The sequence below is a fragment of the Candidatus Pelagibacter sp. genome (assembly GCF_052049855.1).
Lineage (GTDB): Bacteria > Pseudomonadota > Alphaproteobacteria > Pelagibacterales > Pelagibacteraceae > Pelagibacter.
Map to the genome: position 1 here is coordinate 133,404 of NZ_JBNGZE010000003.1, position 11,944 is coordinate 145,347.

Below are 11,944 nucleotides of genomic sequence, written 5' to 3' on the forward strand. Positions count from 1 at the left end.
GCAAATGGAAAATTTGTTAAATAAAAAAATACTATTTATTATCTGTGGAGGAATATCCGCTTATAAAAGTCTTGAAACAATTAGACTTTTTAAAAAGAATGGTGCAGAAATAAAAACAATTCTTACAACAAGTGCAAGAGAGTTTGTAACTCCGCTTTCAATAACATCACTTTCTCAAGGTAAAGTTTATAGTGATTTATTTAGTCTAGAAAATGAAGCTGAAATGGATCATATTTCACTTTCAAGATGGGCAGATATAATAGTAATTGCACCTGCAACGGCAAATACAATTTCGAAACTGGCTCAAGGAACAACTAATGATTTAGCATCCACTGTTGTTTTGGCATCAGATAAAGACATTATTTTAGCACCAGCAATGAATGTAAGAATGTGGGAGCATCCAACTACTAAAACAAATATAAAAAAATTAAAAGGGTTTGGATATAAACTAATAGGTCCAGATGTTGGTGATATGGCTTGTGGTGAATATGGAGAGGGTAAAATGTCAGACCCATCAGTAATTGCTGAAGAAATTGATAAATATTTCTTAACTCAAAAAAATAATAAAAAATTTAGAGCATTAGTTACAGCAGGTCCGACTAATGAGTACATAGATCCAGTTCGTTTTATTACAAATAAATCAAGTGGCAAACAAGGATATGAATTAGCAAAATCATTATCCAAAAAAGGTTTTGATACAACATTAATATCAGGTCCAACTAATCTTGAAATAACTAAAGATATTAATCTTATAAGAGTTGAAACAGCAGATGAAATGTTAGTTGCTACTCAAGAAAATTTACCTGTTGATGTAGCAATTTTTTCTGCTGCGGTAGCTGATTTTAAGATTAACAAAAAGTATGAAAATAAAATTAAAAAACAAGAGAACTTAAACTTAAATTTAGAAAAGAATGTAGATATACTTCATTATGTGTCTAACCATAACTCTATGAGACCTAAACTTGTAATAGGATTTGCAGCAGAAACCAATGAGATCGATAAAAATGCAGAAGTAAAATTAAATAAGAAAAATTGTGACTGGATAATTTCTAATGATGTATCAAATAAAGATATAGGATTTAATTCTGATTATAATGAGGTAACAATTCATTATAAAAACAGAGACGTTAAAAAAGAAAAACTTTCTTACAAAAAAAAATCTGGAATTTCTGATGAAATAGTTGATAGAATAATTGATCAATTAAATTAATGGCAAAAGTTCTTATCAAAAAGTTAGACCCTACAGTTGAATTACCTGCTTACAAAACAGAAGGTGCATCAGGAATGGATATAATGGCATTTATAAAAGAACCCATTAATCTCAAACCAAACTCTTCCTGTTTAGTTCCAACTGGGCTTACAGTAGCATTTTCTAGTGATTTCGAAATCCAAATCAGACCAAGATCTGGTTTAGCTGCAAAAAACAGTATAAGTGTATTAAATACACCTGGAACTATTGATAGTGATTACAGAGGAGAAATTAAAGTAATTCTTTTTAATCACGGGAAAAATAATTTCTTGATAAATAATAAAGATAGAATAGCGCAAATGATTTTAACTCCTGTAATTAAAATGGATCTTGAGGAAACTGATGATCTACCAGAAACAATTAGAGGAGAGGGTGGTTTTGGCTCTACTGGAAAATGAGCAAAAATTTAAGCAAAAAAGAAATAGATAAATTTTCTAGACAAATAATTTTAAAAAATATAGGTCCATTAGGACAAAAAAAAATTCTAGACTCAAAGGTTTTAATAATTGGAATGGGTGGTCTAGGATGTCCAGCAGCTGATTTTTTAACCCGATCTGGTATTGGAAAATTAGGAATTGCTGATCATGACATCGTTAGCCTATCTAATATTCATAGACAAAGTTTATATGATGAAAAAGATTTAAATCACTCAAAAGTTAAAATTGCCAAAAAAAAACTAAATAGAACAAACCCAAAAACAAAAATAAATCTTTATAACTTTAAAATGGATAGAGTAAAATTTGAAAAAATAATAAAAAATTATGACTTCATTATTGATGGTACTGACAATTTTGAAAGTAAATTTTTAATTAATGATTTAAGTTTGAAATATAAAAAATATCTTGTAACTGGAGCAATTAGTAAATTTGATGGTCATATTTTTACTTTTGATTTTGTAGATAAAGATACTCCTTCTTTGCGAGACTTCTACCAAGAGGAAGTTATTACTGATGAAATATTAAACTGTGAATATGAAGGAATATTGGGACCGGTAGCAGGAACAATTGGGACAATGCTAGCTAATGAAGTTTTGAAAAAAATATTAAAAGTTGGCCAAAATTTAAATGGATTTATTCTTATTATAGATTTATTAAATTTAAGCTTTAGAAAAGTTAAATTAAATAAAACAAAAAAAAGTGAAAATAAAAAATTTAATAAATAATATTTTTATATTCTCTCTTTTAATATTATTTATTACCTCAAGTAATGCAGGAGAAATATTTGTTTCCCTTAAAAAAAATAAGGTGAACGTGCGTTATGGACCAAGTTTTGAGTCTGATATTAAGTATGTTTATAAAAAAATAAATTTACCCTTAAAACAAATTGATAAGAAAGAAAATTTTAGACGAATTATTGATTTTAAAAATAACAGCGGATGGATACATATTTCACAATTAAAAAAAAGTAATTCAGTAATAGCCACGAAAGATAAAGTTTTATTCAAGAAACCTACATCTTTTGCTAAACCAGTTGCTCAAATAAAAGAAGGCAGATTATTAATTATAGAAAAATGTGAACAAAATTGGTGCAGAATTACATCAGAAGAGTTTGAAGGTTGGATTAAAACAGATAATATTTGGGGACTAAATTAACTAAAATCATCAGATAAGGAGACTATATTTTCTTTAGATAATTTTGTGCTATGAGAATATTCTTTGTGGTCTATACCAAGCTCAATTTCTGAACTACTAGATTTAAATTTTTCTATTTGATCATCAGTAAAATTAAAATGAATAAACTGTACTGAAGAAGCTTTTCCTTCAGTAGAAGTTCTATCTACATCTTCCTCTGGAACCGCTTTAATTTTTTCACCATTTATTTTCATAAATACTGTTTCCTCTATTCCACCAACTTTTCCAAGAAACGCCGCTCTTGAAATAGGATTATCTATTTCGAACATCAGAGTTGCTGTAAGCTCTTTTCCGTTAGGTATTAGAGGATTATATGCAGAAAGCTCATCCTGAAGTTGTTCATCACCACCTTTTTCAATGTATAGCATTTCTTGAACCTGAGCTAACATTGTTTCATAACTTTCAAAATAAAAAGTAGCATAAGGACCCAAAGCAACTCTTCTATTTTTTTTATAATCAACAATATTTTTTCTTAGTTCACGTCTCTTCCCTGTATAAACATCCAGGGGCATGATGTCTTTTTTTTCGATTACTCTTTTTTCTTTAGACATAATCATAAGTTATAACTTTTTGCCATTAGTTCGATAGGATGTAGTGCCTCATCATTAGATATATTAGTATCAACTTCTAACTGTTTTAAATGTTTACCAGCTAGAGGACAATCCGAAGCCATATACTTATTATTTTTAGTTTTAATTTGTCTAGCTGTTGGTCTTCCAACTTTATTTGCTAAATTATGCGTTTCTTTCATTACTCCAAAAGTTCCTCCATGACCCGCACATCTTTCAACAACATCGATTTTAACGTTTGGTATTAATTTTAGCATATCTCTTGCTTTGATACCCATGTTCTGTGCTCTGGCATGACAAGCATGATGTACTGTTACTCCTCCATCAATCTCATTTAATCCTTCTGCTAATCCCTCATTGTTTGCTATATCAACCACATACTCATCAATATCCATAACATTGGAAGATAATTTTTTTATTTTTTCATCGTTTGGTAATAACAAAGGCCATTCAAATTTTAACATCAATCCACAACTCGCTGTAAGGGTTAATACTTTATAACCTTTATCAATCCATTCGATTAAATCCTTAGAGACTTTCTTTGCTTGTTCAACAACTTTTGGAAGATCTGCTTGCTCTAAAAATGGCATTCCACAACAACCAGGATAAGCCTCCTGGACCTCTACACCATTTTTTTTCAAAACTTTTAAAGCAGCAACACCTGTGTTTTTTTTATTAAAATTTACAAAACAGGTTGAATAGATTACAACCTTTCTATCTTTAGAAGTTGTTTGATAATTTATTTTATCTCTATTTTTTTTGAAAAAACTTGAAAAAGTTTCTGAGTTATATTTTGGCAGCTGTACTCTTTTATCTATTCCAGCAATAAGTTCTAAGATTTTTCTTATTAATTTATTTTTAATATTTGATGCCCAATTTACTATTTTTGAGAAAAATACACCAATTTTAGCATTTCGGTCTATTTGAGCTAGTTGTGTTGGTACACTTGGTAATTTACCTAATTTTTTTTGAGCTGATCTATATCGCAGCATTAAATGTGGAAAATCTAGATCAAAATCATGAGGTGGAACATATGGGCATTTAGTCATAAAACACATATCACACAAAGTACATGCATCAACAACAGGAGCAAATTGGTCACTAGATAAGCTTTCAACATCCTCATTTTTAGACTCATCAATCATGTCAAATAGTTTTGGAAATGAGTCACAGAGATTAAAACATCTTCGACATCCATGACAAATATCAAACACTCTTCTCATTTCAGCATCTAATTTTTCAGCATTTAAAAAATCAGGATGCTCAAAATCTATAGGGTGTCTTATAGGTGCACCTAAACTTCCTTCTTTACTCATGTAATTAGTTATTTTAAATTTGAATTGTTTTTAGTGGGCCACAAACGCCCACTAAAAAATTTGATTAGCTAATAGATTCTAAAGTTTTTTGAAATTTACCAGCGTGTGATTTTTCAGCTTTAGCTAAAGTTTCAAACCAGTCAGCAATTTCTTCAAAACCTTCTTCTCTTGCAGTTTTAGCCATACCTGGGTACATATCAGTGTATTCATGCGTTTCACCTTGTACAGCAGAAGCCAGGTTAGCTTTTGTCTCGCCAATAGGCATACCAGTTCCCGGATCACCAACTTCCTCTAGATACTCCAAATGACCATGTGCGTGACCAGTCTCACCTTCGGCTGTTGATCTAAAAACTGCAGCCACATCATTGTAACCTTCTATGTCAGCTTTTTGTGCAAAATAAAGATATCTTCTGTTCGCTTGACTTTCACCAGCAAAAGCTTCTTTTAAATTTTCTTCTGTTTTACTTCCTTTTAAAGACATTTTTTCTCCTTTTTAATGATATACAGATCATATAATGCATCTTAATAGTATGTCAACAGTTTAGAATTGTTATAATGTAGTTTTTAAGTGTATGATTTATTTAAATTTTTTTTGATTTTGATTATCACTCGCAACCTTAATCAAAACTTCCACTGAATTTATTTTTTTCCCTGTAATATTTTTCTTAATATTTACTGGATCTATATCATTCTCATCACAATCGATTAGCACATTTGTGTCTTCATCAAAAAAATGATGATGTACTGATGTGTTTGTGTCAAAATAACTTTTGTGACTATCGATTGAAATTTCTTTTAAATATCCTTTTCTCTCAAGTGCGTGAACGGTGTTATAAACTGTAGCTAAAGATATCTTTTGATTCATTTTCTCAGATATCATTTTAACCAAATCGTTAATTGTGAAATGGAAAGTTTTTTCTCTATTAAACAAAACTTCGCACATATTCACTCTTTGCTTGGTAGGTCTAAGTCCCACTTCTCTTAATTTTTCAATAAAATTAAAGGTTTTTGGCATTGTTTTTTATAATAATTCTAAAGTAAGAATAAAAATATATTGTTTTATTATATTATATTAGGATTAAATCAAGTATTAAGGGTGCTCAAAATTATGAAAAAAAACTCATACTCCTATGATGATCTAATTACTTGTGGAAATGGTGATCTTTTTGGCCCTGGTAATGCTAAATTACCACTTCCACCAATGCTTATGTTTGACAGAATAACAGAAATCAATGAAAATAATGGTGCGTTTAATAAAGGCTCATTAAAAGCTGAATTAGACATTAAAGATGATCTTTGGTTTTTTGATTGTCATTTTAAAAAAGATCCCGTTATGCCGGGGTGCTTAGGTTTAGATGCTATGTGGCAACTGGTAGGGTTTTTTCTAGGTTGGCTTGGAAATCCTGGAAAAGGAAGAGCATTAGGTGTGGGTACTGTAAAGTTTACAGGTGAAGTTTTACAGAATGTGAAAAATGTAAGATATGAAATTGATATGAAGAAAATTATGTCTCCTGGTGGAACAACTGTAGGGCTTGCAAATGGAATTGTTCTTGCAGATAATAAAAAAATATATTCAGCAGAAAGTTTAAAAGTAGGGTTATTTAAATAATGAGAAGAGTGGTTATTACAGGTTTAGGAGTAGTTTCTTGCTTAGGAAATAATCAAGAAGAAGTTCATCAATCTTTATTAAATTCCAAATCTGGAATTTCTTTTGCAGAAGAATACAAAGAGCATAATTTAAAAAGTCATGTTCATGGTAAACCAAATATTAAACTTGAAGATCACGTAGATAGAAAAACAATTAGATTTATGGGTTCAGGCTCGGCTTATAATTATATTGCAATGAAAGAAGCTATTGAAGACTCTGGATTAGAGGAAAATGAAGTAAGTAATTTTAAAACTGGAATTGTGATGGGCTCAGGTGGACCTTCTATAGAGAATGTAATTTTAGCTGCAGATAAAACTCGAGCAAAGACACCAAAATTAATGGGGCCTTTTATTGTTCCAAGAACTATGGCCAGTACTGCTTCTGCAACACTTGCCGTACCATTTAAAATTAAAGGAACTAACTACACAATGAGTTCTGCATGTGCAACTAGCGGACATTGCATAGGAAATTCTATGGAATTAATTCAAATGGGTAAACAGGATGTTGTTTTTGCAGGTGGTAGTGAAGAAATTCATTGGGCAATGACAGCAATGTTTGATGCCATGACTGCTTTATCTTCAAAATATAATGATACTCCACAATCTGCATCTAGAGCTTATGATAAAACTAGAGATGGATTTGTAATTGCTGGTGGAGCAGGTGTTTTAGTGCTAGAAGAGTACGAACATGCTAAAGCGAGAGGTGCTAAAATATACGCAGAATTAACTGGTTATGGAGCAACTTCAGATGGATATGATATGGTAGCTCCATCAGGTGAAGGTGCTGTTAGATGTATGAAAATGGCAATGGCAACTACAAAAAATAAAATTGATTATATAAATACTCATGGAACATCAACACCAGTTGGAGATATAACTGAGCTTAATGCTATTAAAGAAACATTTGGGGATGATATTCCAAAAATAAGTTCAACTAAATCTTTATCAGGCCACCCATTGGGTGCTGCTTCAGTTCATGAAGCAATTTATTGTTTGATAATGATGAAAAATAATTTCATTACAGGTTCTGCAAATATTACTGAGATGGATGATGATGCTAAAAAATTTCCTATAGTTTCAACAACTGAAACAGGATCAACTTTAAATACAGTAATGTCAAATAGCTTTGGTTTTGGCGGAACTAATGCAGCTTTAATTTTTGAAAAGGTTTAATTCATGAGTTTAATGCAAGGTAAAAAAGGATTAATCATGGGTGTAGCTAATGAAAGATCTATTGCCTGGGGTATATCTCAAAAACTTGCTGAAGCAGGAGCTGAACTAGCATTTACATATTTAGGTGATGCTCTTAAAAAAAGAGTAGTCCCTTTGGCAGAAAAATTAAATTCAAATATCACGTTTAGTTGTGACGTTGAAAAAAAAGAAGAAATAGTAAAATTATTTGAAGATATCAAATCTCAATGGGGTGAAATTGATTTTGTAGTTCATGCAGTTGCTTTTTCAGATAAATCAGAGTTATCAGGTGAATATTTAAATACAACTAGAGAAAACTTTTTAAGAAGTATGTTAATCTCATGCTTTTCATTCACTGAAGTGGCAAAAGAAGCTTCAAAAGTAATGAAGCAAGGTGGTAACCTTTTAACTTTAACTTACGAATCAACTAAAGCCATTCCAAATTATAATGTTATGGGTGTTTGCAAATCTGCTCTTGAGGCCAGTGTAAAATATTTAGCTCGAGATTTAGGGGCTAAAGGCATGAGAGTAAATGCAATAAGTGCTGGACCTATAAAAACCTTGGCTGCATCCGCAATTGGGGATGCAAAATTCCTATACAAATGGAATGAAGACCATTCTTTCTTAAGAAGAAATGTAGATATCCATGATGTTGGAAATTCTGCGTTATATCTTTTAAGTGACCTAGCAAACGGTGTTACTGGTGAAATTCACTATGTAGATGCAGGATATAACAAGGTTGGGATGCCAGATCCTAAAAACATCTCTTAAAAATATAGTTAAATTTAGTTAAAATTTTTTTGAATTAGCTTAAAAATACAATATCTAAAAGTTATGTTGAAAGTCGGTTTTTATCTTCGAGAATTAAACTTCAGAGGAATAGCGAATTCTATTTTCATTTATGCTAAAAATAATCAAACTGTATTAAAAAATAAATCAATTATATTTTATAACTCAACTGCTCTAGATAATAAACCAGAGGCAATAAAAGAATTTAAAAAAAAATTTAAAACAATTAAAGTCTCTAACCTCAATGAGTTAGAAAAAATAAATAAAAATTTAAAATTAGATTATATCTATTTCCAGAGAGATGGTGCTAAAGATGAATTGGTGAATAATTCTAAAAATATTATTCATGCGGTATTTCCTCAAAATCCTTTTCAATATCATGGATCTAACTATGCATTCATATCAAAATGGCTATCTATGACATGCTCTAATAATAAATTTCCATTTGCCCCTTTACCAGTTCAACTTTTAGAAAATAATCAAAATTTAAGAAATAAATTGAAGATACCTAGGAATGCAAAAGTATTTGGTTATCATGGAGGAGAAACAAGTTTTGATCTAATTTTTGTAAGAGATGCAATTAAAAAAGTAGTTCAACAAAATAAGAATATCTATTTTTTATTTATGAATATTAAAAAATTTTTTAATCACAAAAAAGTTATATTTTTAAAGGGCACATTTAATCAAACTCAAAAAGTTAAATTTATAAATACTTGTGATGCAATGTTACATGCAAGATCTTTAGGAGAAAGTTTTGGCTTATCTTGTGCTGAATTTGCAATAAAAAATAAACCTATACTAACATATGGTTATTGTAGACAAAGAGCGCATTTTGAAATCTGCAAAAATAATATTATTCCATACTACTCGTATAGAGATTTAAATACAAAAATAATAAATTTTAACAAGAATAAAAAATATAATTCTGGTAATCTTAAGAATGATTTATCAGAAAAAAAAACTATTAAAATTTTTAAAGAAATTCTTTTAAATAAAAAACAAGAAAGAAGATCCTTAAATATAATTGATTATATAATGATTTCTTTTTTCTTTTTACAAAAAAACTACTTTTATATTAGAAATAAAGTTTATATTAATTTTTATAAAATTTTATAATTAATCCCCCTAAACTTTATTTAAGGGGATCAAATTTTATATTTAATTAATTATTCAGAGACTTGTTTAATAGAAAGTTTTACTTTACCTCTGTCAAAACCAATCACTTTAACTTTTACTTCGTCACCTTCTTTGACAACGTCAGTAACTTTAGCAACTCTTTTGTCTGCAAGTTCTGAGATATGAACTAGTCCATCTTGTTTTCCTAAGAAATTAACAAATGCACCAAACTCCATAATCTTCATTACTTTACCTGAATAAATTTTGTTTAATTCAGCTTTTGCAGTGATGTCTTTAATCATTTGCATTGCGATGTTTCTAGATTCCTCATCAGGAGCAGCAACTGTTACTACGCCTTCATCATTTACATCTACTTTAGCACCTGACTTTTCAACAATCTCTCTGATTGTTGCTCCACCTTTTCCAATTACAGCCGCAATGTCTTTTTTATCAACATTAACTTGTTCCATTTTTGGAGTGTGTTTTCCAACATCTTCTCTTGAAGCTGATAATGCTTTATTCATTTCACCTAAGATATGAACTCTTCCATCTTTAGCTTGGCTTAACGCCTGCTCCATAATTTCAAATGTAATACCTGTAATTTTGATATCCATTTGAAGAGAAGTAATTCCATCTTTAGTTCCAGCAACTTTAAAGTCCATGTCACCCAAGTGATCTTCATCACCTAAAATGTCTGATAAGACACTAAAATCATCACCTTCTTTAATTAATCCCATTGCAATACCAGCAACTGGCTCTTTAATTGGAACCCCTGCATCCATTAATGCTAAAGATGTTCCGCAAACAGTAGCCATTGAAGAAGATCCATTAGATTCTGTAATCTCTGAAACTACTCTAAAAGTATATGGAAACGCCTCTTTTGTAGGTAATGAAGAGTTAATTGCTCTCCAAGCTAATTTACCATGACCAATTTCTCTTCTACCTGTTCCAATTCTTCCAGTTTCTCCAACTGAAAAAGGAGGAAAATTGTAGTGAAGCATAAATCGCTCTCTTTGTAATCCATCTAAACTTTCAATTCTTTGCTCGTCATCAGATGTTCCTAAAGTTGCTACAACAATTGCTTGTGTTTCCCCCCTAGTAAATAATGCAGAACCGTGGGCTCTTGGTAAAACACCCACTTCACACGAAATTGGTCTTACATCTGACAATCCTCTACCATCAATTCTATTTTTATTTTTTAGAATATCAGTTCTAACAATTAATTTTTCAAGATTTTTTAACTGACTGTTAACATCAAGATCTGTGTAGTTTTCATCTTCCTCATAAAGTTTTTTAGCTTTATCAGTGATTTCAGAAATTTGATTTGATCTGTCTTGTTTATCTCTTGTAGCAAAAGCTTTTTTAAGATCTTCTGTAAAAGTTTCCTCAAGTTTTTTCTTAACCTCAGATAAATCTTTTTTCTCAACTGTCCACTCAGGTTTTCTGCATTCTTTTGCAAGTTCCTCTATCATTTCAATTACTGGAACAAATCCCTCATGACCAAATTTAACTGCATTTAACATTTCTTCCTCTGTTAAACCACTTGCTTCAGACTCAACCATAAGCACAGCATCTTTTGTACCTGCTACAACTAAATCTAATTTCGATTTTTCTAACTCTGCTTTAGATGGGTTTAAAACATATTTTCCATCAATAAATCCAACCCTTGATGCTCCTACAGGACCCATAAATGGCATTCCTGATATAGCTAATGCTGCTGAAGATGCAGTAATAGATAAAATATCTGGTTCATTTTCTTTATCATATGAAATTACTGTTGGTAATAACTGTACTTCATTTTTAAATTCATCAGGAAACAAAGGTCTGATTGGTCTATCAATTAATCTAGAGATTAATGTTTCACTTTCAGTTGGTCTTGCTTCTCTTTTAAAATATCCACCTGGAATTTTTCCAGCTGCATAATATTTTTCTTGGTAATTTACAGATAATGGAAAGTAATCCATATCAGGATTTACTTTTTTTGCTCCCACCACTGTTGCTAGTACGACTGTCTCTCCACATGTTGCAATTATTGCACCGTCTGCCTGTCTTGCTACTTTACCTGTTTCTAAACTTATCTTCTTTCCTGCTACTTCAATTTCCTTCTTATATACCTTAAACATTTCATTTCCATTTCGTTTCGTTCGTTTCGTTCCATTCAGTTCTATCTATCTTGACTTCTATTTTCTTAAATTCAATTTCGACAGTACATTTTTGTAAGAATCCATTTTATTTTTCTTTAAGTATTCTAACAATTTCTTTCTTCTATTTACCGCTCTCAACAATCCAACAGATGAATGTTTATCTTTTTTGAATTGCTTAATATGTTTAGAGAGAGTTTCAATTTTCTCTGTTAGCAAAGCGATTTGAATCTCTGAAGATCCAGTGTCTTTATCGTGTATTGCTAATTCTTGTGCCTTTTTACTCATGCCTCTT

The 11,944-nt window shown here is 30.6% G+C and carries 14 protein-coding genes; 8 read left to right on the forward strand and 6 right to left on the reverse strand.

Going from position 1 to position 11,944, the window contains the following annotated elements:
* Window positions 1–4: 4 nt before the first annotated feature.
* Genes coaBC through ACTT9X_RS06235 form a run of 4 tightly spaced genes read left to right on the forward strand, consistent with a single transcriptional unit; the run spans window position 5 to window position 2,841 of the window.
* Window positions 5–1,210 carry a bifunctional phosphopantothenoylcysteine decarboxylase/phosphopantothenate--cysteine ligase CoaBC gene (gene coaBC, locus ACTT9X_RS06220; RefSeq protein ID WP_440934770.1) on the forward strand — a complete coding sequence of 402 codons (1,206 nt, stop codon included), beginning with the start codon at window positions 5–7 and terminating at the stop codon, window positions 1,208–1,210.
* Complete coding sequence (dut, locus tag ACTT9X_RS06225; protein ID WP_440934771.1) at window positions 1,210–1,647, forward strand: dUTP diphosphatase; 438 nt, start codon at window positions 1,210–1,212, stop codon at window positions 1,645–1,647. The genes coaBC and dut overlap by 1 nt, the downstream gene beginning before the upstream one ends.
* Complete coding sequence (locus ACTT9X_RS06230; protein ID WP_440934772.1) at window positions 1,644–2,411, forward strand: HesA/MoeB/ThiF family protein; 768 nt, start codon at window positions 1,644–1,646, stop codon at window positions 2,409–2,411. The genes dut and ACTT9X_RS06230 overlap by 4 nt, the downstream gene beginning before the upstream one ends.
* On the forward strand, window positions 2,386–2,841 hold the full coding sequence (locus ACTT9X_RS06235) for an SH3 domain-containing protein (protein ID WP_440934773.1): 456 nt from the start codon (window positions 2,386–2,388) through the stop codon (window positions 2,839–2,841). The genes ACTT9X_RS06230 and ACTT9X_RS06235 overlap by 26 nt, the downstream gene beginning before the upstream one ends.
* On the opposite strand, the gene ACTT9X_RS06240 is transcribed toward ACTT9X_RS06235, so the two are convergent.
* From ACTT9X_RS06240 to ACTT9X_RS06255, 4 genes are all read right to left on the reverse strand, one after another.
* Window positions 2,838–3,431: a DUF3501 family protein gene (locus tag ACTT9X_RS06240; RefSeq protein ID WP_440934774.1), complete on the reverse strand. Its 594-nt coding sequence runs from the start codon at window positions 3,429–3,431 to the stop codon at window positions 2,838–2,840. The two genes, ACTT9X_RS06235 and ACTT9X_RS06240, sit on opposite strands and share 4 nt — an antisense overlap.
* A gap of 2 nt (window positions 3,432–3,433) precedes the next feature.
* Window positions 3,434–4,765 carry a (Fe-S)-binding protein gene (locus ACTT9X_RS06245; RefSeq protein WP_440934775.1) on the reverse strand — a complete coding sequence of 444 codons (1,332 nt, stop codon included), beginning with the start codon at window positions 4,763–4,765 and terminating at the stop codon, window positions 3,434–3,436.
* Window positions 4,766–4,829: 64 nt separating this feature from the next.
* A complete protein-coding gene (locus ACTT9X_RS06250; protein WP_075485664.1) occupies window positions 4,830–5,246 on the reverse strand; it encodes a rubrerythrin family protein in 417 nt (138 codons plus the stop codon).
* A gap of 96 nt (window positions 5,247–5,342) precedes the next feature.
* Entirely contained in the window at window positions 5,343–5,780 is a 438-nt protein-coding gene (locus ACTT9X_RS06255) for a Fur family transcriptional regulator (protein WP_440934776.1), read from the reverse strand.
* Window positions 5,781–5,873: 93 nt separating this feature from the next.
* Between ACTT9X_RS06255 and fabA the strand changes: the two genes are divergently transcribed.
* The 4 genes from fabA to ACTT9X_RS06275 all read left to right on the forward strand — a co-directional run bounded on the left by fabA (window position 5,874) and on the right by ACTT9X_RS06275 (window position 9,508).
* The gene (gene fabA / locus ACTT9X_RS06260; RefSeq protein ID WP_440934777.1) at window positions 5,874–6,374 is read left to right on the forward strand and encodes a bifunctional 3-hydroxydecanoyl-ACP dehydratase/trans-2-decenoyl-ACP isomerase; all 501 of its coding nucleotides are present in this window, start codon (window positions 5,874–5,876) and stop codon (window positions 6,372–6,374) included.
* A complete protein-coding gene (gene fabB / locus ACTT9X_RS06265; RefSeq protein ID WP_440934778.1) occupies window positions 6,374–7,585 on the forward strand; it encodes a beta-ketoacyl-ACP synthase I in 1,212 nt (403 codons plus the stop codon). The genes fabA and fabB overlap by 1 nt, the downstream gene beginning before the upstream one ends.
* A 3-nt stretch (window positions 7,586–7,588) precedes the next feature.
* Window positions 7,589–8,374 carry an enoyl-ACP reductase FabI gene (locus ACTT9X_RS06270; protein WP_440934779.1) on the forward strand — a complete coding sequence of 262 codons (786 nt, stop codon included), beginning with the start codon at window positions 7,589–7,591 and terminating at the stop codon, window positions 8,372–8,374.
* Between the two features lie 63 nt (window positions 8,375–8,437).
* Complete coding sequence (locus tag ACTT9X_RS06275) at window positions 8,438–9,508, forward strand: hypothetical protein (RefSeq protein WP_440934780.1); 1,071 nt, start codon at window positions 8,438–8,440, stop codon at window positions 9,506–9,508.
* Window positions 9,509–9,558: 50 nt separating this feature from the next.
* On the opposite strand, the gene pnp is transcribed toward ACTT9X_RS06275, so the two are convergent.
* Together pnp and rpsO are read right to left on the reverse strand one after the other, a co-directional pair.
* Window positions 9,559–11,631, reverse strand: coding sequence for a polyribonucleotide nucleotidyltransferase (gene pnp, locus ACTT9X_RS06280; protein WP_440934781.1), 2,073 nt, complete (start codon window positions 11,629–11,631; stop codon window positions 9,559–9,561).
* A gap of 57 nt (window positions 11,632–11,688) precedes the next feature.
* Window positions 11,689–11,937 (reverse strand): 30S ribosomal protein S15, encoded by a 249-nt coding sequence (gene rpsO, locus ACTT9X_RS06285; RefSeq protein WP_440934782.1) that lies wholly within the window; start codon window positions 11,935–11,937, stop codon window positions 11,689–11,691.
* Between the last annotated feature and the right edge of the window lie 7 nt (window positions 11,938–11,944).

Bases quoted from the DNA above. Each gene is read 5' to 3' on its own strand.
- coaBC (WP_440934770.1), top strand. From the start codon at position 5: ATGGAAAATTTGTTAAATAAAAAAATACTATTTATTATCTGTGGAGGA.
- dut (WP_440934771.1), top strand. From the start codon at position 1,210: ATGGCAAAAGTTCTTATCAAAAAGTTAGACCCTACAGTTGAATTACCT.
- ACTT9X_RS06230 (WP_440934772.1), top strand. From the start codon at position 1,644: ATGAGCAAAAATTTAAGCAAAAAAGAAATAGATAAATTTTCTAGACAA.
- ACTT9X_RS06240 (WP_440934774.1), bottom strand. From the start codon at position 3,431: ATGTCTAAAGAAAAAAGAGTAATCGAAAAAAAAGACATCATGCCCCTG.
- ACTT9X_RS06245 (WP_440934775.1), bottom strand. From the start codon at position 4,765: ATGAGTAAAGAAGGAAGTTTAGGTGCACCTATAAGACACCCTATAGAT.
- ACTT9X_RS06250 (WP_075485664.1), bottom strand. From the start codon at position 5,246: ATGTCTTTAAAAGGAAGTAAAACAGAAGAAAATTTAAAAGAAGCTTTT.
- ACTT9X_RS06255 (WP_440934776.1), bottom strand. From the start codon at position 5,780: ATGCCAAAAACCTTTAATTTTATTGAAAAATTAAGAGAAGTGGGACTT.
- fabA (WP_440934777.1), top strand. From the start codon at position 5,874: ATGAAAAAAAACTCATACTCCTATGATGATCTAATTACTTGTGGAAAT.
- fabB (WP_440934778.1), top strand. From the start codon at position 6,374: ATGAGAAGAGTGGTTATTACAGGTTTAGGAGTAGTTTCTTGCTTAGGA.
- ACTT9X_RS06270 (WP_440934779.1), top strand. From the start codon at position 7,589: ATGAGTTTAATGCAAGGTAAAAAAGGATTAATCATGGGTGTAGCTAAT.
- ACTT9X_RS06275 (WP_440934780.1), top strand. From the start codon at position 8,438: ATGTTGAAAGTCGGTTTTTATCTTCGAGAATTAAACTTCAGAGGAATA.
- pnp (WP_440934781.1), bottom strand. From the start codon at position 11,631: ATGTTTAAGGTATATAAGAAGGAAATTGAAGTAGCAGGAAAGAAGATA.
- rpsO (WP_440934782.1), bottom strand. From the start codon at position 11,937: ATGAGTAAAAAGGCACAAGAATTAGCAATACACGATAAAGACACTGGA.